Genomic DNA, 20,458 nt, shown 5'->3' on the forward strand with positions numbered 1-20,458 from the left:
TTGTTTATCGGTACTGCTCAAACACCCCAGCCAACGGCGCGGTGGATTCGCGCATGACGATGCTGGGGGTGACGATCCGTTGCTCGGTCGAAAGGGTCGGCGTGGCGATCCGGCGCAGCAGCACCCCCGCCGCCATTTCGCCCAACTGCAGGATCGACTGCCCCACGGTGGTCAAGGCCGGATAGACATAACGGCTCATCTGGATGTCGTCGAAGCCGATCACCGACAGGTCCGTGGGCACGCGGATATTGCGCTCGGCGGCGGCACGCAGTACGCCAAAACCGATCATGTCGTTGGCGGCAAAAATCGCGCTGGGCGGATTATGTTCCAGCAGCGTCGCGGCGGCGCTGTAACCGCCGGTGCTGGTGAAATCGCTTTCCAGCATGCGCTCGGGCGCAACGCTGAGGCCTGCCTCTGCAAGGGCCCGGCAAAATCCGGCCAGACGCATCTGCGCCACACTGGTGGTCGCCGGGCCGCTGATGGTGGCGATATCCCGATGCCCCAACTCCAGCAGGTGCCGGGTGGCCAGGTAGGCGCCGTACTCGTGGTCGATGCGCACCAGGTCCGCATCGACGCCTTCGAGCGCGCGGTCGACGATTACCATCGGCGTGCGCACGTTCGCCAGGCCCTGGGCCAGCCCGCTGTCACCCCCGGCCGAGGCGACGATCAGCCCGTCGATGCGTTTCTCCAGCAGTACCCGCAGGTAGCTGCGCTGCTTGTCCGGGTTGTCGTCGGAATTGCACAGGATCACGCAATAGCCATTGCGCTCACAATAATCCTCGATGCCCCGCGCCAGCTCGGCGAAGTACGGGTTGAGGCTGTTGGGCACCAGCAGGCCGATGGTGGCCGTGGTCTTGGCCTTGAGTGACCGGGCCACGGCACTGGGTACGTAGTCGAGGGTCTTGATCGCGGCCTCGACCTTGACCCGCACTTCTTCACTGACCGGCCGGGTCTTGTTCACCACGTGGGAAACCGTGGTGTAGGAAATCCCCGCCAGTGCCGCTACATCCTTGATCGTTGCCATGACTCAGGTCCGCCGGCTTGCGCGTTGACTGCGATAAGTATCCAGCACCACCGCCACCACGATCACAGCGCCAGTGATGATGCGTTTGGTCGGCTCGGTGGCACCGATCTGCGCCAGACCGGCCGCCAATACGGAAATGATCAGCACACCGAAAAAGGTGCTGATGACCGAGCCGCGCCCGCCCATCAGGCTGGTGCCGCCAATCACCACGGCAGCGATCACTTGCAGCTCCAGTCCGGAGCCGGCATTGGGGTCTGCCGCTTCCAGGCGCGAAATCTGGAACAGCGCGGCGATCCCGGCCAGCAGCCCCATCAGGCTGAACACCAGGATCTTGTAGGGTTTGGGGTTGATCCCCGCCAGGCGCACCGCTTCCTCGTTGGTACCGATGCCGATCAGGTAGCGGCCGAACACGGTACGGGTCAACACGGCCTGGGCGATGAAAATGATCAGCAAGGCAATGATGAACGACGGCGAGATCCCGAAGGCGAACGGATTGGACAGCCAGGCAAAGGCATCACCGATGTAGGCCGTGCGCGAACCAGTCATCTGGTAAGCCAGGCCGCGAGCCATTTCCAGCACGCCCAGGGACACGATGAACGACGGAATCCGCCAGGCCACGGTGATCGAACCGGTGACGGTCCCCGCCAGCGCGGCAGCCGCCATGCCGAGCAATGCCGCAGGCAGCACGCTCCAGCCCCAGCCGAGAATCGCCACGCTGACCGTCGAGGCGGCGAGCGCCAGCACCGAACCCACCGACAGATCGATGCCGCCGATGATCAGCACGAAGGTCATGCCGACCGCCAGTACCATCAAGTCCGGAATCTGGTTGGCCAGGGTGCTGAAGGTGCTGTAGGAGAGGAAATGGCTGCTCAGGAGCGAGAACAGCACGACCATGGCCAGCAAGGCACCGGCCAGCCCCAGGTAAGTGCCCAGCCCATAGAAATTGCCGCTGCGCTGGCCGGCCGAAGATGCGCTTTTCATTGAAGATCCTTTGGCGCTGCTTCGAAGAGCTGCGCATCACGTTTCTGGTAGCCGGCGAACGCGGCGGCAAGCAAATCATCCTGGGTCCAGCTGTCCCGCTCGAAGGTGTCGATCAGGCGCCCCGCCGAGAGCACGCCGATGCGGTCGCAGATCAACATCAATTCGCGCAGGTCACTGGACACCACCACCAACGCCTTGCCCTGGCGAGTCAGCTCGCCGAGCAGCGCGTAGATGTCGAACTTGGCGCCGACATCGATGCCCCGGGTCGGCTCGTCGAACAGCAGCACCGAGCAATCGCGCTCCAGCCAGCGACCGATCACCACTTTCTGCTGGTTGCCACCGGACAGCTCGGACACCAACTGCGCCGGCCCGGAACTGCGGATGCGCATGGCATCGATCTGACGCTGGGCCAACGCCGCCTCATCGCCCGGATTGACCAATCCACCGCTGGAAATACCGGGCATGTTCCCCAGGGCAATGTTCGCGCCGATCGATTGCGTCAGCAGCAGGCCCTCGCCCCTGCGGTCTTCGGTGATCAGGGCGATGCCATGCCCGACCGCGTCCACCGGAGAACGGATATTCACCACCTGCGCGGGAGAACCCAGCGCCACCGTGCCGCTGTCCGCGGCGTCGGCGCCGAAGATCAACCGCAGCAACTCGGTGCGCCCTGCCCCGATCAATCCGGAAATACCAAAGATCTCGCCGGCCCGCACTTCGAAGGACACGTCACGCACCTTGTCGGCGCGGGTCAGCCCCTTGACCGTCAACGCCGCCGCGCCGATGTCCCGAGGCCCCATGTCGAGGTGTTCGCCCAGCTCGCGCCCGACCATCAGCGTGACCAGTTGCTCACTGTTGTAGTTGGCCATCGGCTCGACACACACCAGGTTGCCGTCGCGCAGTACCGCAATGCGCTGGGCCACCCGAGCCAGTTCTTCGAGGCGGTGGGAAATATAGATGATCGACACGCCACGGGCCTGCAGGCGCGTGATCTGCTCGAAGAGCATTTCGACTTCACGGGCGGTCAGCATCGCGGTCGGCTCATCGAGGATCAGCACATGGCAATCGCCGATCAGGTTGCGCGCGATCTCGACCATCTGCTGGTGGCCGATGCCCAACTCACTCACCAGCGTGTCCGGGTCGATCGCGTCGAGCCCGACCTGAGCCATGGCCTCGAGCGCCGCCTGGCGCAGTTGCTTGCGGTTGATCCAGCCAGCGGTGCTTGGCAGCTTGTGCAGAAACAGGTTTTCCGCCACCGACAGGGTCGGCAACAGATTGAGCTCCTGCATCACCATGCGGATGCCCAGGTCTTCGGCCTGGGTGCGGCTGCCCGGGCGGTAGTCCTGACCCTGAAACTGCATCTGCCCGGTGGTCGGTGTGACCAGCCCGCCGATGATCTTCGACAGCGTGCTTTTGCCAGCGCCATTCTCGCCGGTCAGGGCCAGCACCTCGCCGCGCATGAGCGTGAGGTCGATGCCGGCCAGGACCGGCTGGGCGTAAGTCTTGCCAATGCCACTGACCGAGAGGACAGCGTGCGGGGCGCTAACGGACATAAAACTCTCCAGGCGCTCGCCGGGACGGGCGAGCGTCATTGTGCCGGCGGAAAATTACTGGGTAACCAGCTCTACCGGAGTTTCGATCACGCCGTTGGTGCCGCTGTCGACCTTCTGGCCCTTGATGATCTTCAACGCGGTCTCGATGCCGAATACCGCCTGTTTGGCAGCAAATTGATCGGCGGTGGCCAGGACGCGGCCATCCTTGAGCATCGGCTTGATGGCATTGATGTTGTCGTAACCGACCACCTGGACCTGGCCTGCCTTGCCCGCGGCGCGCACGGCTGACACCACGCCTACGGCCATGCTGTCGTTGCCGGCCAGCAGGGCCTTGATGTTCGGGTACTCGCTGAGCATGGAGGCGGCAACCTGGTTACCCTTGTTGATTTCCCAGTCGCCCGATTGCACGGACACGACCTTGATCTGCGCAGCCTCCATCGCATCCTTGAAGCCTGCGGTGCGGGCCTGGGCATTGGTTGTGGTGGACACCCCTTCGATGATGCCGACTTCATCACCGGCCTTGAGCTTCTGGGCCAGGTACTCACCCACCAGGCGCGCGCCCTTGCGGTTGTCAGGGCCTACGAACGGCACGCTGATGTTCTTGCTCTTGACCACGGCCGGGTCGAGCTGATTGTCGATGTTGATCACGGTGATGCCAGCGTCGACGGCTTTCTTGATCACGGGCACCATGGCCTTGGAATCAGCCGGTGCGATCACCAGCGCATCGACCTTGGACACGATCATTTGCTCGACGATGCGAATCTGGTTGGCGGTGTCGGTTTCATCCTTGATGCCGTTGGAGATGAGCTCGAACTCGCCGGAGTGGTCTTTCTGGTAGGCCTTGGCGCCGTCTTCCATGGTCAGGAAGAATTCGTTGGCCAGGGACTTCATCACCAGCGCGACTTTAGGCTTTTCAGGCGTCTGGGCGAACACCGAAGAAACAGGCAGCGTGGCGGTGGCGCCAGCCAGTATGGCGACAGCAAGAAGACGTCCTGCGAATGGCAGCTTCATGGATTCACTCCGATCTTATGATTATTGTGAGCAACGTCGAGGCGGCATCTGGAGGTGTCGCAAACGTTTGCGAAGCCTGACTATGCGAACGTTACCGGACTTTGTCAACCTACCCCGTTCGCCGGCTACGCGCACAATCAAGCGTCAGGTTGGTCAAGCCGTAGTGCTGACAATACTGCCAGAATCGGTCAAGGCTTTCGCCAGGCTGGCGGCCACCTGCATCAACGCCGCCGACGTATCTGCAACCTGCGCCTGAAGCGACATCACGGCCGTGGCCTTGGCCTCTTCAGACTGAAAAGACGCGGCCTGGGTAGCCGCCAATTGTTGCTGTTGCTCGGGCAGTTGCTCCTGCAGTTCCTGCAGGCGCTTGAGCAACATTTGCACCGCGACGCTTTGCTGGCTGCCAGCGCCTTCGGTTTTTTCACCCACCTGCGCGCCCTGCCCAAGGCTCACAGGCTTTTCTTCTTTCACTGGCACACCCGGCTGTTGCGCCGAGGTCGCGTCGCTCAAGGTGTCGACGGATTTCCCGCCGATATTGATCACCGCTGAATGGGGCAAACCGATCGTCAATGACATGTGAACTCCCTGGGCATGATTCTTCATTGAAGCATCGACCTGCCGGCGGGTTTCTTTAACGCCGATGTTTAAATTGGGTCCGTAATCCTTTCGGAATGCCGAATGAAAAACCCACGGATAATCGGAAAACCGGACAGAGCCGAGCGATCGCCGTTCAACCTTCCGTTTAAAACGATAAACAAATCAGTGTGTTACGAGTTATTTATGATTCCAGTTGTAACTGGTACGCGTCGTGCTTTTCTCCAGCACCCCAAAAGGTCCAGATCCCTTTGGGGCGCATCTAGATGAACCTGCATCGGCACCGTCACCACTAGAGAGAAAAATAATGACATCTGCTTTGAAAAACCTTCTCCCGGGCACCTTGGCCCTCCTGCTGCTCCTGCCCGCCGCCCTTCAGGCGAAAGAAGCCGAAACCCAACAGAAGCTGGCCAACGTCGTGGTCCTGGCCACCGGCGGCACCATCGCCGGCGCGGGCGCCAGCGCCGCCAACAGCGCCACCTACCAGGCGGCGAAAGTCGGCATCGAACAATTGATCGCCGCGGTTCCACAGCTTGGCCAACTGGCCAATGTCCGCGGCGAACAGGTCATGCAGATCGCCTCCGAAAGCATCACCAACGACAACCTGCTGCAGCTGGGCCGTCGCGTCGCCGAACTGGCGGACAGCAAGGACGTCGATGGCATCGTGATCACCCACGGCACCGACACCCTGGAAGAAACCGCCTATTTCCTCAACCTGGTGGAAAAAACCGACAAGCCGATCATTGTCGTGGGCTCCATGCGCCCGGGCACCGCAATGTCCGCCGACGGCATGTTGAACCTGTACAACGCCGTCGCCGTGGCCAGTAGCAAAGACGCGCGTGGCAAAGGCGTGCTGGTGACCATGAATGATGAAATCCAGTCGGGTCGCGATGTCAGCAAGATGATCAACATCAAGACCGAGGCGTTCAAAAGCGCCTGGGGTCCGCTCGGGATGGTGGTCGAAGGAAAATCCTACTGGTTCCGCCTCCCGGCCAAGCGCCACACCATGGACTCGGAATTCGACATCAAGACCATTGAAAGCCTGCCTGACGTCGAAATCGCCTACTCCTACGGCAACGTCAGCGACACCGCCTACAAAGCCCTGGCCCAGTCGGGCGCCAAGGCCATCATCCATGCCGGCACCGGCAATGGTTCGGTGTCTTCCCGGGTCGTTCCCACCCTGCAAGCCCTGCGCAAGGACGGGGTGCAGATCATCCGCTCTTCCCACGTCAATGCCGGCGGTTTCGTCCTGCGTAACGCCGAACAGCCTGACGACAAGTACGACTGGGTGGTGGCGCATGACCTGAACCCGCAGAAAGCCCGCATCCTGGCGATGGTCGCGCTGACCAAGACCAATGACAGCAAAGAGCTGCAACGGATGTTCTGGGAATATTGATTCGCCCTCGCCCGACCGACTCCGGTCGGGCACCTCTTTGGCCACTCGCCTCGCAGCACTTGCCTGACAAAAAACTCTCATCCCCCCTACACCAATCGGCAAAAACCACTGTCAGAGGATTCTCTTGAATTTTAAGCGGTTGCGAAAATGCCTACAGTTAAATACTGTATGCACGTACAGCTTAATAAGGATAATCCTGTGGACAGCACCTCCGCCTCACCAGACACCTATGTGCGCATGGGCCTGCGCGTTCAGAAAATCATCAATGGCCCTACTGCTCAGAAAGCCAGGGCCGCCCTGATCTTCCGCCTTCCAGACGAGCCCGTGGACGAGTGGGAACGCCTGCTCGAAGAAATCGACGAGAACGACAACGTCACTCTCGCCTATCGCGACGACGGTGGCGTGCAGATTTTCTGGGTAGTGCCGAAGGAAGACTGAGTCGATGAGTGTCCGTTTTTTTGCCTTGCTGTTCCTGGTGTTCGCCACGGGTGCCCAGGCCGATGCGCCACGCACCTTCAGCGAAGCCAAGAAAGTCGCCTGGAAGCTGTATGCGCCGCAATCCACCGAGTTCTATTGTGGCTGCAAATACACCGGCAACAAGGTGAACCTCGCAGCCTGCGGGTATGTGCCGCGCAAAAACGCCAAGCGCGCGGCACGCATCGAGTGGGAGCACATCGTTCCGGCCTGGCAGATCGGCCATCAGCGTCAATGCTGGCAGGAAGGAGGGCGTAAGAACTGTACGCGGTACGATCCGACCTACCAGAAGGCCGAGGCCGATCTGCACAACCTGGTGCCCAGCATCGGCGAGGTCAATGGTGACCGCAGCAACTTCAGTTTCGGCTGGCTGCCGGAGCAATCGGGGCAATACGGTTCGTGCCTGACCCAGGTCGACTTCAAGGCGAAAAAAGTCATGCCCCGCCCTTCCATCCGCGGCATGATCGCCCGGACCTATTTCTACATGAGCAAGCAATACGGTTTGCGCCTGTCGAAACAGGACCAGCAGCTGTACAAGGCCTGGGACAAGACTTACCCGGTGCAAGCCTGGGAACGCCAACGCAACCAGAGCGTGGCGTGCGTCATGGGGCGCGGCAACGAATTTGTCGGCCCGGTGGACATGAAAGCCTGCGGCTGAATACTCGCCGAACAAAACAAAGGCCCGGGGCTTCACACCCCGGGCCTTTGTCTTTCAGCCACCCACTTCAGCCTTTACTGAACCGTCGGGCGCTCCAGCACCAGCACTTCAATGTTCCGCTTTTTCGCCTTGATCAGCGCGGCGTTCACCTGCGCCTGCTTGGCCTCGGCTTCTTCCCTGGAGCTGTACGGCCCCATCAGAATCCGAGTCTTGCCGTTTTCCCTGATCACGTTGGACATGAAGCTGTGTTCGATCAGCCAGCCGCTGAGATCGCTGACGGCCTGAGGTGTTTCACCCCGCACTTCGAGGTCCCACTGTGGCCCCGATACCTGCGCCGCTGTTGCCGCCGCTGCAGGCTGCGGTTTTTGCGCTTCTTCGCGCTTGCCCTCACCGCATCCCGCCAGCGCCAATACCGCGATTGCCAAGACCATTTTGCGCACAGCGTTTCCCTCTGAATGCTTAAAGCGGGGGATTTTAGCATTCATGAATACTTAGCGAGTGCCGCAAAATGGACTCAAAACAACGAGAATGATAGTGGCGGCCTCTGTATAGTTACGCCTTGGGAATTAATGCTGCATCTGCGCGTCAGAAAGAGGCACCCAAACTGTGAGACTTCGCACTAATCTATACATAACACCGACCTCTGCACTGTCCGAATCAGGTGCCCCACAAAGCAATCAAGGAGAAGACCATGCTGATACTCACCCGCAAAGTCGGTGAAAGCATAAACATTGGTGATGACATTACGATCACCATCCTGGGCGTAAGCGGCCAGCAAGTCCGGATTGGCATCAACGCGCCCAAAGACGTCGCAGTGCACCGCGAAGAGATTTATCAGCGCATTCAGGCCGGCCTCACCGCCCCGGAAAAGCCACAAACCTGAATCCTGTCGCAGTCAGTAGCCAGCCCGTACGCCCCGCAACGACGGCTGGCTAAGATGCAAGCGCAACATCGCCTGCGCTTTAACCGAACCCCCTCGATCAGCCGAAAGCGATACCGCGCGCCATGCCGGTGGCCGCCACCATCATCAGCAACATCAGCACAGCTTCGATATGACTGATTCGTGCAAACAGCGTCGCACGCCAGGTATCGATAGCAGCGCCACGCGACCGTGCAACCCGCCATTTGATCAACGCCACCATCGGCGCAATTTCCAGTAACAGGATGAGCACGAACAACGTCATCTTGAGGTGGAACAACGGCTGGTGCAGGTAGTAATCCGTACCTTTTTCGAAGCCGCCAAAGGCCCGCATGCCGCCGGTAACCAGCAGCACAACCGCAGAAATGCCCCATAGGTTGTCTGCCATCAACACACTGCGAGCCTCTCCCGTGCCGATCGCCAGGCGCCGAAAAGCCGTGCCACGCGTCAGGACAGCCCAGAATCCAAGCGCAAACGCCAAAAGATGAACCGCTGCAAGCAACCAGTGAGTCAGCATCGGGAAACTCCTGTAAGGACCAAGTCGAATCAGCCTGTCAGTAGTAGCTCATCAATCAATGGATTGCACCTGCCGGACAACCTGCATTTTGTATCAAGGCCTCACCCGCACATTCGCTGCAAGCCCCGTAAAACGTGATGTTACACACCGACTAGACTCAAACATTCCAGTGTTGAGCCCCCGCAGGTACGCTCCCCAACGGCAGTCATTCCCACCAAATTGACCTTGAGTGCACAACATCATGTGTGAATCATGTGATTCAAACGCCGCAGCAAAAACCAATGAGCGCCGTCGCTTTCTTCGCCTTGCCGGATTAGGAGCAGGCGCCCTGTTATTGGCCGGCGCCCTGCCGAGCCGAATTGTTCAAGCAGCGGAGAAAAACGCCGCGCCACCAAAGCCGAAAAACGTCATCACCCCGGATGAGGCACTGAAAAGGCTGATGGAGGGCAACCAACGCTATGTCAGCGGAAACTCGGAAACCCACGACTTCAAGGATGAACGAGAAGCACTGGTTACCGGCCAGAACCCTTTTGTGGCGGTGCTGAGCTGCTCTGACTCGCGCATTGCACCGGAATACGCTTTCGATACCGCCCGGGGCGACCTTTTCGCCGTACGCCTGGCCGGCAACTTCGTCACGGACGAAGGCCTGGCAAGCCTTGAATACGGCGTGGCCGTGCTCGGCGCCCCGCTCATCCTGGTACTGGGCCATGAGCGCTGCGGTGCCATCGAGGCCGGCGTGAAAGCCGTCAAGGATCACACGGTGTTCCCCGGGAAGATCCCTGCACTGACGGATGCACTCAAATCCGCTATCGAGCAGGCAGGCAGTCATCCAGGTGACCTGGTTGAAAACGCGACCGTACAAAACATCAAGAACTCGATCGAGCGCCTCAAGCAAGCCACTCCCTTGCTGTCTGACGCGCTCGGCAGGGGCCAGTTGAAAATAGTGGGGGGCATTTATCGCCTGGCCACAGGCAAGGTCGAGCTGATTGCCTGAATCAATCAGCTACGGTGCCACTGCGCAGATGTGAAGAGCCCAGCGCGAAGGCTGGGCTCTGGTTATTTCCTGCAGTCCATCATCTTGTCCGCGAGCGCCCTGGCCCTTTCAATCAACAGATTCTGCCGGTCTTCATGCGTGGCCCCGCCTACGACGGGTGCCGTCAGGTTGCTTTCGGCAATCAACGCGGCGCAGAAATATTGATCCCACACAGCCTTGTGATCGGATGCCTGTCTGTTCACTTGGTCGGAGATCATAAACGACTCCTTCAGATGAGGTAACACTGCTTATCTTACGCCTGAGACCCCTGTCGCGCCCGTAGCGTTACAGGATCCAGCGCAGCAGGACATGGCTGGCAATCCATGGCGACGCCTCGACCACCGTCCACTGAAGCAAGAGGCAAATGGACAGGTAAGCCGCAAAGAACTTGATCATTGTCCGCCTCCTCATCACTCCCTCCCGCCTCGATGCAGCTTTGCCCGGTTGCCTGTCTTGCTTTGATGCAATTGGCTGCTGGCAGTTCAACCCGAGACGAACTGATTTTCATTCGGCTCGCGTCAACGCCACCTTCAAATGATAATATTTCTCAAGTGAGAATGAATGGCGAGGATGCCGAAGTCAATGAGGGAACGTTACGAGATCCATTTTGTGGCCAGTGGATCCAAGGAAGTCTCAACAAGGATGCGATTGAAAAAGCGGCAAGTCAGGGCATCAGCAACGTTCGATGGAACAAGGCCAGCCATACCATTGCCTGGAGCGAGCGAGCCAAGCTGAACAGGAATGTGGTGGGTTTGAAATACATTCAATAAGGCGGGGCTGCGCAACGCGTCGATTGGCGCTTGATTGCAGGCTTTGCATAGGCTTTTTAAATCGCAGACAACCAAAAAGGGCCCACCTTTCGGTGAGCCCTTCCAGACCGCCCAGCAGAGCGGATTTTGTTTGGTAGGCGCGATTGGACTCGAACCAACGACCCCCACCATGTCAAGGTGGTGCTCTAACCAACTGAGCTACGTGCCTGCTGTGAGGCGGCATTCTACGGAATTCCGGGAGGGTGTCAACACCTTTTTTCGCGCTAACCCTATGAATATGCAAAATATTTAATTTCGCTGCGGCAAAGAAGATTTTCCGGTGGCTGGCGGCGGTTTTTCAACTCGGGTAGGATCGACGCATTCGTTAAATTTATTAAACAGAGGCTGCAGGATGGCGAACACCCCTTACCCAGAGTCCTATTACGCCGCATCGGCCAATGCGGTGCCGCCGCGTCCGTCGTTGCAGGGTGAGGTCGAGACGGATGTGTGCGTGATCGGCGCCGGTTATACCGGGTTGTCCTCGGCGCTGTTCCTGCTGGAGCACGGCTTTCGGGTGACGGTGCTGGAGGCGGCCAGGGTCGGTTTCGGTGCGTCGGGGCGCAATGGTGGGCAGATCGTCAACAGCTATAGCCGCGATATCGATGTGATCGAGCGCACTGTCGGTCCGCGTCAGGCTCAGTTGCTGGGGCAGATGGCGTTCGAGGGCGGGCGGATCATTCGTGATCGGGTAGCCAGGTACAACATCCAGTGCGACTTGAAGGACGGCGGCGTATTTGCCGCCATCACTGACAAGCAGATGGGTCATCTGGAAGCGCAGAAGCGTTTGTGGGAGCGTTTCGGGCATACGCAGCTGGAGTTGCTGGATCAGCGCCGCATCCGCGAGGTGGTGGCTTGCGATCAATATATCGGTGGCATGCTCGACATGAGTGGCGGGCATATCCATCCGCTCAACCTGGCGCTGGGCGAAGCGGCGGCCGTGGAGTCACTGGGCGGCACTATTCATGAGCAGTCGCCGGCGGTGCGCATCGAGCGCGGTGCCAACCCGGTCGTGCACACGCCTCAGGGCAAGGTCAGGGCCAAGTTCATCATCGTGGCGGGCAACGCCTACCTGGGTAACCTGGTGCCGGAGCTGGCGGCCAAATCGATGCCTTGCGGCACGCAGGTGATCACCACGGAGCCCCTGGGCGATGAGTTGGCGAAAAGCCTGCTGCCCCAGGACTATTGCGTCGAAGACTGCAACTACCTGCTCGACTACTACCGCCTGAGCGGCGACAAACGTCTGATTTTCGGCGGCGGCGTGGTGTATGGCGCAAGGGACCCGGCGAACATCGAAGCGATCATTCGGCCGAAGATGCTCAAGGCGTTCCCGCAGCTCAAGGATGTGAAGATCGACTACGCCTGGACCGGAAATTTCCTGCTGACCCTGTCGCGCCTGCCTCAGGTCGGGCGACTGGGCGACAACATCTATTACTCCCAGGGGTGCAGCGGCCACGGCGTCACCTACACGCACCTGGCGGGCAAGGTCCTGGCCGAGGCATTGCGTGGTCAGGCCGAACGTTTCGACGCCTTTGCCGACCTGCCCCACTACCCGTTCCCGGGTGGCCAACTGCTGCGTACACCCTTTGCTGCACTTGGCGCGTGGTACTACGGATTGCGCGACAGACTCGGGTTCTGATGCCCTAAACAAAAAATGCCCGTGATACGGCAATGCTGTTCACTTAAGCATGGTGTTGTTAAGAACTGGATTGGGGGGGATATCCATTGCTGCGGTAACGGCCACTTATGGTTTCGCTCTTACAGCGAGTCACTTTTGGAAGAGCCCAAAAGTAACCAAAAGGCTCTTGCCCCACCACTCGGTGCCTCGCTGTGGCTCGGCATGCCCTCACTCCGGCATTGCTCCGTGGGTCGCCGCGATGGGCCGTCCCTGGCCCAGCGCGGCTAAACCGGCGTCCTGCCGGTTTACCCACTACGCAATGCCTGCGTTCGGCCATCGTGGTTTAACGGGGCGCCACGATCAAAAGCAAAGCGAGGCGGCCTGACAGCCGACCTGATTTTAAATGAGCACGTTCCCCTGTAGGAGCGAGCTTGCTCCCACAATTGGATCGTAGGCAGGTCCCTTAATCAGGTCGGCTGTCAGGCCGCCTCGCTTTTGCTTTGGCTTTTGATTTTCTTGCCCCATCGAGAGGCCGAGTGGAGGTTCTGCGCAGTGGGCCCCTGTAGGAGCAGCCGGTCGACGCTCGATTGCTCGCGAAAAACCTGAGAGCACCGCGGGGTGTCAGGCTCCCCGCGTCATCGTTGACCTCCATCGCGAGCAAGCTTGCTCCTACAGGCTTTTCCAAGTGACTCGCCGTAAGGGCGAAACCTTAGGTGGCCGTTACCGCAGGAATGGATATACACCTAATCCAAATATCCACCTGAAGCCCTCCAACCTAAAGTGAACAGCATTACCGTGATACGGGCATTTTTTTGTCTGTTCGAAAAGCTGTCAGCCGGCGATGGCGCGGTCCGCCGACAGTTTGCCGGCTCCTTCGATCAGCACCGCGATGCTGCCACCGAGCAACGCCAGGGCGAATTCATAGCCGTTGTTCGCCATGAACAGGCCATTGCTGATATGCACGGTAAAAATCGCCACCAGTGAAAGGAAGGTCAGGCCCAGCGCCGCCGGACGTACCAGCAAGCCGATGATCAAAGCCAGGCCGCCGAAGAACTCGGTGCCGCCCGCCAGCGTCGCCATCAGGTAGCCCGGCGCCAGGCCGATGCTTTCCATGTACTGCGCGGTGCCCGCCAGGCCATAGCCACCGAATGCGCCGAAGAGTTTCTGTGCACCGTGGGCAGCGAAGATGATGCCGACGAAAATCCGCAAAACGGTCAGGCCGTAGCCAGCGCGGGTAAACAAGACCTTGTTGATCAGTGTGCTCATGCTGTGACATCCCTTGAGAGTGTGTGTTGGTTGGCCGCTATATTAATCAGTAAATCTCATGTTAAAAGCGCAAATAATCCGCCATAACAATCAGTTTATTCGATCATTTACGCAGGGCAACTTTCTGCCCCTGGGGCTCCAACGACTCCCGCTCCCGATCGAACGCCAGGTAATACTTGTTCACGCTATTAACATAGCTGACAGGTCCCATTCCCACCTGCTCCATGGCGATGCGTTCGACCTGGAAAAACCACTGGTTGGGGTTCAACCCCCGTCGACGGGCCTCTGCGCGCATGCCTTGCACCCGCTCCGGCCCGATGTTGTAGGCCGCCAGCACAAAGGCCATGCGCTCGCGCTCATTGAGCTTGGGGCTGGCGAAGAACTTGCGGCGAATCATCGCCAGGTACTTGGCCCCGGCCTGCACATTGGCATCCAGTTCGTGAATGTTGCTCACACCGACACGCTGGGCCGCTGACGGCGTGATCTGCATCAGCCCGGTCGGTGCACCGCCACTGCGCGCCGCAGGTTGCAGGCCCGATTCCTTGAACGCCAGCGCCGCCAGGTTCAGCCAGTCCATGTCCTGGGCGGTTGCATGTTTTTGCAGCACCGGCCGCAGCTTTTCCAGGCGCTGGCGGTCAGCCTTGGCCAACGGATAGTGGACCTGGTAAAGGCGTCTATAGATGCGCAGAAACGCTACGTCCTGGTCCGACGGCTTTTTATAGCCCGCCAGGAAACGATCGATGCTGGCCCTCAGCATCGACGCGTCGCGGCGCACGAACCAGAACTCTTCGCCTGGCTCGCTGATCAGCACCTGGCGATCGATACGCAATTTCGGCAGGATCTTGCCCCAGCGTTCGGCAATCGGCTGCTCGACGATGGTCAGGTGAAAGATCCCTCCCTGGACCATCTCCAACACGTCCTCGACCGCCAGGCTTGGATCGACCCACTCGATCTTGACCGGCGGCAGTTTGTGCAGCGCCAGCTTCTGGTTGATCTGGCTGATGGCGTCACCGGCGGCGCTGCCGTTGGGCAGCGCCAGGGTTTTGCCCGACAGTTGTTCGAGTCGGGTGTAGCGACGCTCGCCCTTGATCCCCACCAGCACCAGCGGGATGTTACTGGCGACCGGTTCACTGCTGCTGACGGCGAAGCCCGGCTGCAGGTCGAGCAGCTCGCCGGGGGCCACCAGGTCGCCCTCCCCGCGCTGCAACGCACCGAGCAATTGATCCTTGGCTTTGGGAATGATCTTGAGGGTGATTTCCTGGCCATCCCGGGCGTGGCCATTGAGGTATTGCTCGAAAGCGCGCAGGCGATGGTATTCGACACCGATGGCTTGGCCCTGGACTTCGCCAGAGCTGTTACGGCTCTGGTTGACCAGCACGCGCAGCACACGACTGCTGCGGATGTCCGTGAGGTCACGGACCTTGGCGGCCGGCACGGCTTGCAGCGGCCCGGGCAGCCGCGCAACCGCCGACATCGGCAGCAACAGCGAGCAACACAGCAGTAGCAAAACCGAGGGACGAATCATCCACTCTCCGCAAAGAATTCAGGTCAACCACATGAATGATTTCATGCAATCAAGCGTCAGAAATAAAGCGCCTGAAGACGCTGGCAATGCGCGAAAGACTGGCACAATGATGGCATCGCCACCACCCAGACTTGTTCGCGACATTAAGAGACCGCCATAACCCGTTGTAGTTCTTGGCTTTTCTGATAAATCCAGAGCTCTGGTATGCTTTGCGGCCCTGGTCCGAGGTAGCACCATGCAACTCATCGATATCGGCGTCAACCTGACCAACCCCAGTTTCGCCGACAAGCACCAGGCCGTACTGGACCGCGCCTACGCCGCGGGGGTCTGCCAATTGGTGCTCACCGGCACCAATGTCGAGGGCAGCGAACAGGCGCTGGAGCTGTGCCGGCAACTGGACGAAACAGGTCAAAAGCTGTTCGCCACCGCCGGTATTCATCCCCACGCGGCCAGCGACTGGAATGCCGACAGCGCCCGTCGCCTGCGCAGCCTGCTGAAGGAGGCGAACATCGTGGCGGTCGGTGAATGCGGCCTGGATTTCAACCGCGATTTTTCACCGCGTCCGCAGCAAGAGAAAGTCCTCGAAGAACACCTGGCGCTGGCGGTCGAACTGCAAATGCCGGTGTTTCTGCACGAACGCGATGCCAGCCAGCGTCTGCTGGAAATCCTGCGTGACTATCGCGATCAGTTGCCGGCCGCCGTGGTGCACTGCTTCACCGGCGAACAGAAAGCGCTGTTCAGTTACCTGGACCTGGATTTACACATCGGCATCACCGGCTGGATTTGCGATGAGCGCCGTGGCACGCATTTGCATCCCTTGGTCAAGGAGATCCCGCGCGGGCGGTTGATGCTGGAGAGCGATGCGCCGTATCTGTTGCCGCGCAGCCTTCGCCCCAAACCGAAAAACGGTCGCAACGAGCCGGCGTATCTGACGGAAGTCTTGCGTGAGGTGGCCTTGCACCGCGGCGAAAGCCAGGAAGACCTGGCCGCCCACAGTACGGCTTGCGCGCGGGCGTTCTACGGGCTGCCCAGCGTGGATTGACCCGTTGAGTGAGCGCGGGCCCGGATTGGGCCCGCGCTGCCGTCTTAATGACTGCTGCGCAACATTTCCTTGGGCACGTACTTGCCGATCTCGAACTTGCCGATGGCCGCGCGGTGCACTTCATCCGGACCGTCCGCCAGCCGCAGGGTGCGCTGCATGGCATACATGTAGGCCAGCGGGAAATCGTTGGACACCCCTGCCCCGCCATGGATCTGGATCGCCCGGTCGATCACGCGCAAGGCAACATTCGGCGCCACCACCTTGATCTGCGCGATTTCACTCTTCGCCACTTTGTTGCCGACGGTGTCCATCATGTACGCCGCCTTGAGTGTCAGCAGGCGGGCCATGTCAATCTCCATCCGCGAATCGGCGATCTTGTCGATGTTGCCGCCCAGGCGTGCCAGAGGCTTGCCGAACGCCGTACGGTTCACCGAGCGCTTGCACATCAGTTCCAGCGCACGCTCAGCCATGCCGATCGAACGCATGCAGTGGTGAATCCGCCCCGGGCCAAGACGACCTTGAGCGATTTCGAAGCCGCGTCCTTCGCCCAACAGGACGTTTTCATACGGCACCCGGACATTTTCAAACAATACTTCGGCGTGGCCGTGGGGGGCGTCGTCATAGCCGAACACGGGCAACGGACGCAGGATTTTCACCCCGGGGGTGTCCACCGGCACCAGGATCATCGAGTGCTGCGCATGGCGCGGTGCGTCGGGGTTGCTCAGGCCCATGAAGATGAGGATCTTGCAGCGCGGATCGCAAGCACCGGAGGTCCACCACTTCTTGCCGTTGATCACCCACTCGTCACCGTCACGCACGGCACGGGCGGCCATGTTGGTGGCGTCGGAGGACGCGACGTCCGGTTCGGTCATGGCGAAAGCCGAGCGGATCTCGCCGCGCAGCAAGGGTTCGAGCCAGCGTTGTTTCTGTTCTTCGTTGGCGTAGCGCACCAGCACTTCCATGTTGCCGGTGTCCGGTGCCGAGCAATTGAACGGCTCGGGCCCCAGCAGCGAACGGCCCATGATTTCCGCCAGCGGAGCGTATTCGAGGTTGGTCAGGCCGGCGCCGAGCTCGGACTCAGGCAGAAACAAATTCCACAGGCCTTCTGCCTTGGCCTTGAGCTTGAGCTCTTCCATGATAGCCGTCGGCTGCCAGCGGTCGCCCTCGGCGACCTGGCGCTCGAAGACCGCTTCGGCGGGATAGACGTAGGTGTCCATGAACGCGGTCACGCGCTCACGCAGTTCTTGCACCTTGGGCGAATAAGCGAAATCCATGGCCAGCTCTACCTTTTCAACGGGTTTCAGAGGAGTTGTTCGTTCATGCAATCGATGCTAGAACAGCCATGAAAATTTACCTAGCCTATTCTCGGCGTGTATAAACATTCATCACCGATATATGATCGACTGATCGAGCCCACCTAAAACAAGAGTGCAGCGCAATGAATCTGAGCAAGGTCGACCTCAACCTTTTCATCGTCTTTGACGCGATCTACACCGAGGCCAACCTGACCCGCGCCGGGCAGATTGTCGGGATCACCCAACCTGCGGTATCCAACGCGCTGGCCCGATTGCGCGAGACGTTCAACGACCCGCTGTTCGTACGCACCGCCCAGGGCATGGTGCCTACGCCCATGGCGCAGAACATTATCGGCCCGGTGCGCAACGCGCTTTCGTTGCTGCGCGTGTCGGTGCAGGAAAGCCGCATCTTCAATCCCTTGCAGGCGGTCAAGACCTACCGCATCAGCATGACCGACCTCACTGAAGCTGTGATCCTGCCGCCGCTGTTCCAGCGCCTGCGCCGCCTGGCGCCGACCGTGATCATCGAAAGCTTCCTGTCCAAGCGGCGCGAGACCACCAAGGAACTGGCCGCTGGCCGACTCGACTTCGCCGTGGATGCACCACTCAACACCGACCCGCAGGTGCGCCACGTCAAGCTGATGGAAGATCGTTACGTGTGCGCCATGCGCAAGGGCCACCCGCTGGCGGGCAAGGAAAAACTCACCCTCGATGATTACCTGAGCCTGACCCACGTCCACATTTCCAGCCGTCGCAGCGGCCTGGGCTATGTTGACCTGGCCCTGGGCAAAATGGGTATCCAGCGCAAGATCGCCCTGCGCTCCCAGCATTACCTGATGGCCTCGCAGGTGCTGCAGCAGACCGATATGGTCATGACCGTGCCGGAACGCTTCGCCCGCCGTAACGACCTGCACGCCTTTTATCTGCCGGTCAACGATGTGCCGCCGGTGGAAACCCACCTTTACTGGCACGAAAGCACTGACCAAGACCCGGCGAACCGCTGGATGCGCGAGCAGATGATCGAGTTGTGCCAGCAGGTGACGGCGCAGGAGAAGAAGCTGGACACGGTGTGAGGCGTTACACCGCGTTATCGTTCTTCGCGAGCAAGCCCGCTCCCACACTTAATCTTTGCTGAACACGGTATTTGTGTTCGACGCAAATCAAAGGTGGGAGCGGGCTTGCTCGCGAAGAGATCAGCAAGAACACCCAAAACTCACGCCCCTTGACGTAAACGTCAACCTGCCATTAGCTTAGCGCATGACTTTTTGCGAGCGCGCCCATGAGCAGCCAGACCTACAGCATTTCCGACCTCGCCCGCGAGCTCGACATCACCACCCGGGCCATTCGCTTCTATGAGGAACAAGGCTTGCTCAGCCCCGAGCGGCGTGGCCAGGAACGCATCTACTCACCCCGCGACAAGGTCAGCCTCAAGCTGATCCTGCGGGGCAAGCGCATCGGCTTTTCCCTGGCCGAATGCCGCGAGCTGATCGAGCTCTACGATCCGTCCAGCGGTAACACCAAGCAACTGCACAGCATGCTGGCAAAAATCAGCGAGCGCCGGGAACAGCTGGAACAGCAGCTGCTGGACATCGAACAGATGAAACTGGAGCTCGATACCGCTGAAGAGCGTTGTGTGCAAGCGCTGGAACAAACGCTCAAGAGTCAGGAATCTGTGTAGGAGCGAGCTTGCTCGCGATGGATGTCAGGGCACCGCGTGCATTCAGACTGCCCTCGTTGCCGTTGACGTCCTTCGCGAGCAAGCTCGCTCCTACAAGGGTCTATGAACAATTAGAACAGGTCCAATCCCATGTCCCTCCCTACCCACGTACGCCTGGTCGAAGTCGGCCCCCGCGACGGTCTGCAAAATGAAGCCCAACCCATCAGCGTTGCCGACAAGGTGCGACTGGTCGATGCGCTGACGGCTGCGGGCCTTGGCTATATAGAAGTCGGCAGCTTCGTTTCGCCCAAGTGGGTGCCGCAGATGGCGGGCTCTGCCGATGTCTTCGCGCAAATCCAGCGCAAACCCGGCGTCACCTACGGCGCCCTCGCCCCCAACCTGCGCGGCTTTGAAGATGCCCTCGCCTGCGGGGTCAAGGAGGTCGCCGTATTCGCCGCCGCGTCGCAAGCGTTTTCCCAGCGCAACATCAATTGCTCGATCAGCGAAAGCCTGGAGCGCTTCGTTCCGATCATGGATGCCGCCAGGCAGCATGGCGTCAGTGTGCGCGGTTACGTGTCCTGCGTGCTGGGCTGCCCCTATGAAGGTCACGTCGCACCGGAACAGGTAGCGCATGTGGCCCGCGAGCTCTACGCCATGGGCTGTTACGAGGTTTCGCTGGGCGACACCATCGGCACCGGCACCGCAGGCGCCACGCGCAGGATGTTCGAGGTGGTGTCGGCCCAGGTGCCGCGGGACAAACTGGCCGGGCACTTCCACGACACCTATGGCCAGGCCATGGCCAACATCTATGCCAGCCTGCTGGAAGGCATCTCGGTGTTCGACAGTTCCATTGCCGGTCTCGGCGGCTGCCCTTATGCCAAGGGCGCCAGCGGTAACGTGGCCACCGAGGACGTGGTTTACCTGCTCAATGGCCTCGGGATTGAAACCGGGATCGACCTGGATGCACTGATCCTGGCCGGCCAGCAAATCTGCGATGTACTGGGACGACCTACCGGTTCGCGCGTGGCCAAGGCGCGTAGCGCACATTGATGCGTGCGGGTGTGTCGAGGTGTTACCGCAACCACCTGAATG

Annotated in this window: 22 protein-coding genes and 1 tRNA gene; 11 read left to right on the forward strand and 12 right to left on the reverse strand. The window is 60.1% G+C overall.

Annotated features, from left to right (window positions below; genetic code table 11):
- Positions 1–4 precede the first annotated feature (4 nt).
- The 5 genes from NPS56_RS21835 to NPS56_RS21855 form a co-directional block, all read right to left on the reverse strand.
- Complete coding sequence (locus NPS56_RS21835; RefSeq protein WP_274076539.1) at positions 5–1,024, reverse strand: LacI family DNA-binding transcriptional regulator; 1,020 nt, start codon at positions 1,022–1,024, stop codon at positions 5–7.
- A gap of 3 nt (positions 1,025–1,027) precedes the next feature.
- Complete coding sequence (locus tag NPS56_RS21840; protein WP_274076540.1) at positions 1,028–2,005, reverse strand: ABC transporter permease; 978 nt, start codon at positions 2,003–2,005, stop codon at positions 1,028–1,030.
- On the reverse strand, positions 2,002–3,555 hold the full coding sequence (locus NPS56_RS21845; protein WP_274076541.1) for a sugar ABC transporter ATP-binding protein: 1,554 nt from the start codon (positions 3,553–3,555) through the stop codon (positions 2,002–2,004). The genes NPS56_RS21840 and NPS56_RS21845 overlap by 4 nt, the downstream gene beginning before the upstream one ends.
- Positions 3,556–3,609: 54 nt before the next feature.
- Complete coding sequence (locus NPS56_RS21850) at positions 3,610–4,566, reverse strand: sugar ABC transporter substrate-binding protein (protein WP_274076542.1); 957 nt, start codon at positions 4,564–4,566, stop codon at positions 3,610–3,612.
- A 153-nt stretch (positions 4,567–4,719) separates the two neighbouring features.
- Positions 4,720–5,142 carry a hypothetical protein gene (locus NPS56_RS21855; protein ID WP_274076543.1) on the reverse strand — a complete coding sequence of 141 codons (423 nt, stop codon included), beginning with the start codon at positions 5,140–5,142 and terminating at the stop codon, positions 4,720–4,722.
- A gap of 325 nt (positions 5,143–5,467) precedes the next feature.
- Here NPS56_RS21855 and NPS56_RS21860 point away from each other — a divergent pair, with 325 nt between their 5' ends.
- From NPS56_RS21860 to NPS56_RS21870, 3 genes are all read left to right on the forward strand, one after another.
- Complete coding sequence (locus NPS56_RS21860) at positions 5,468–6,556, forward strand: asparaginase (RefSeq protein ID WP_274076544.1); 1,089 nt, start codon at positions 5,468–5,470, stop codon at positions 6,554–6,556.
- 147 nt (positions 6,557–6,703) lie between these two features.
- Positions 6,704–6,994, forward strand: a complete 291-nt coding sequence (locus tag NPS56_RS21865) for a DUF1654 domain-containing protein (RefSeq protein ID WP_274076545.1) — start codon at positions 6,704–6,706, stop codon at positions 6,992–6,994.
- 4 nt (positions 6,995–6,998) lie between these two features.
- On the forward strand, positions 6,999–7,688 hold the full coding sequence (locus NPS56_RS21870) for an endonuclease I family protein (RefSeq protein WP_274076546.1): 690 nt from the start codon (positions 6,999–7,001) through the stop codon (positions 7,686–7,688).
- A 74-nt stretch (positions 7,689–7,762) separates the two neighbouring features.
- Here the strand turns inward: NPS56_RS21870 and NPS56_RS21875 are convergent, their stop codons facing one another.
- Entirely contained in the window at positions 7,763–8,128 is a 366-nt protein-coding gene (locus NPS56_RS21875) for an SPOR domain-containing protein (protein ID WP_274076573.1), read from the reverse strand.
- 251 nt (positions 8,129–8,379) lie between these two features.
- On the opposite strand from NPS56_RS21875, the gene csrA reads away from it, so the two are divergent.
- The gene (csrA, locus tag NPS56_RS21880; protein WP_008057174.1) at positions 8,380–8,571 is read left to right on the forward strand and encodes a carbon storage regulator CsrA; all 192 of its coding nucleotides are present in this window, start codon (positions 8,380–8,382) and stop codon (positions 8,569–8,571) included.
- A gap of 97 nt (positions 8,572–8,668) precedes the next feature.
- Here csrA and NPS56_RS21885 read toward each other — a convergent pair whose 3' ends face one another.
- Positions 8,669–9,124 (reverse strand): DUF2214 family protein, encoded by a 456-nt coding sequence (locus tag NPS56_RS21885; RefSeq protein WP_274076547.1) that lies wholly within the window; start codon positions 9,122–9,124, stop codon positions 8,669–8,671.
- 241 nt (positions 9,125–9,365) lie between these two features.
- On the opposite strand from NPS56_RS21885, the gene NPS56_RS21890 reads away from it, so the two are divergent.
- Positions 9,366–10,118 (forward strand): carbonic anhydrase, encoded by a 753-nt coding sequence (locus NPS56_RS21890; RefSeq protein ID WP_274076574.1) that lies wholly within the window; start codon positions 9,366–9,368, stop codon positions 10,116–10,118.
- A 62-nt stretch (positions 10,119–10,180) separates the two neighbouring features.
- On the opposite strand, the gene NPS56_RS21895 is transcribed toward NPS56_RS21890, so the two are convergent.
- Positions 10,181–10,375, reverse strand: coding sequence for a hypothetical protein (locus NPS56_RS21895; RefSeq protein ID WP_274076548.1), 195 nt, complete (start codon positions 10,373–10,375; stop codon positions 10,181–10,183).
- A 177-nt stretch (positions 10,376–10,552) separates the two neighbouring features.
- Between NPS56_RS21895 and NPS56_RS21900 the strand changes: the two genes are divergently transcribed.
- Positions 10,553–10,927, forward strand: coding sequence for a hypothetical protein (locus NPS56_RS21900; RefSeq protein ID WP_274076549.1), 375 nt, complete (start codon positions 10,553–10,555; stop codon positions 10,925–10,927).
- A gap of 131 nt (positions 10,928–11,058) precedes the next feature.
- Here the strand turns inward: NPS56_RS21900 and NPS56_RS21905 are convergent.
- Positions 11,059–11,135: transfer RNA gene (locus NPS56_RS21905), tRNA-Val, on the reverse strand.
- Between the two features lie 183 nt (positions 11,136–11,318).
- Here NPS56_RS21905 and NPS56_RS21910 point away from each other — a divergent pair.
- Complete coding sequence (locus tag NPS56_RS21910; protein ID WP_274076550.1) at positions 11,319–12,602, forward strand: NAD(P)/FAD-dependent oxidoreductase; 1,284 nt, start codon at positions 11,319–11,321, stop codon at positions 12,600–12,602.
- A gap of 810 nt (positions 12,603–13,412) precedes the next feature.
- Here NPS56_RS21910 and NPS56_RS21920 read toward each other — a convergent pair.
- Both NPS56_RS21920 and NPS56_RS21925 read right to left on the reverse strand, forming a co-directional pair.
- Entirely contained in the window at positions 13,413–13,847 is a 435-nt protein-coding gene (locus NPS56_RS21920; RefSeq protein WP_274076551.1) for a DoxX family protein, read from the reverse strand.
- Between the two features lie 103 nt (positions 13,848–13,950).
- The gene (locus NPS56_RS21925) at positions 13,951–15,372 is read right to left on the reverse strand and encodes a transglycosylase SLT domain-containing protein (protein ID WP_274076552.1); all 1,422 of its coding nucleotides are present in this window, start codon (positions 15,370–15,372) and stop codon (positions 13,951–13,953) included.
- Between the two features lie 235 nt (positions 15,373–15,607).
- Between NPS56_RS21925 and NPS56_RS21930 the strand changes: the two genes are divergently transcribed.
- On the forward strand, positions 15,608–16,414 hold the full coding sequence (locus NPS56_RS21930) for a TatD family hydrolase (protein ID WP_274076553.1): 807 nt from the start codon (positions 15,608–15,610) through the stop codon (positions 16,412–16,414).
- 44 nt (positions 16,415–16,458) lie between these two features.
- Here the strand turns inward: NPS56_RS21930 and NPS56_RS21935 are convergent, their stop codons facing one another.
- Entirely contained in the window at positions 16,459–17,688 is a 1,230-nt protein-coding gene (locus NPS56_RS21935; RefSeq protein ID WP_008057192.1) for an acyl-CoA dehydrogenase, read from the reverse strand.
- Between the two features lie 164 nt (positions 17,689–17,852).
- Between NPS56_RS21935 and NPS56_RS21940 the strand changes: the two genes are divergently transcribed.
- From NPS56_RS21940 to NPS56_RS21950, 3 genes are all read left to right on the forward strand, one after another.
- Positions 17,853–18,782 carry a LysR family transcriptional regulator gene (locus NPS56_RS21940; RefSeq protein ID WP_274076554.1) on the forward strand — a complete coding sequence of 310 codons (930 nt, stop codon included), beginning with the start codon at positions 17,853–17,855 and terminating at the stop codon, positions 18,780–18,782.
- A gap of 206 nt (positions 18,783–18,988) precedes the next feature.
- Positions 18,989–19,387 carry a MerR family transcriptional regulator gene (locus NPS56_RS21945; protein ID WP_274076555.1) on the forward strand — a complete coding sequence of 133 codons (399 nt, stop codon included), beginning with the start codon at positions 18,989–18,991 and terminating at the stop codon, positions 19,385–19,387.
- Positions 19,388–19,516: 129 nt separating this feature from the next.
- Positions 19,517–20,416 carry a hydroxymethylglutaryl-CoA lyase gene (locus tag NPS56_RS21950; protein ID WP_274076556.1) on the forward strand — a complete coding sequence of 300 codons (900 nt, stop codon included), beginning with the start codon at positions 19,517–19,519 and terminating at the stop codon, positions 20,414–20,416.
- Positions 20,417–20,458 lie beyond the last annotated feature (42 nt).

The organism is Pseudomonas putida, assembly GCF_028682635.1.
GTDB lineage: Bacteria > Pseudomonadota > Gammaproteobacteria > Pseudomonadales > Pseudomonadaceae > Aquipseudomonas > Aquipseudomonas putida_AE.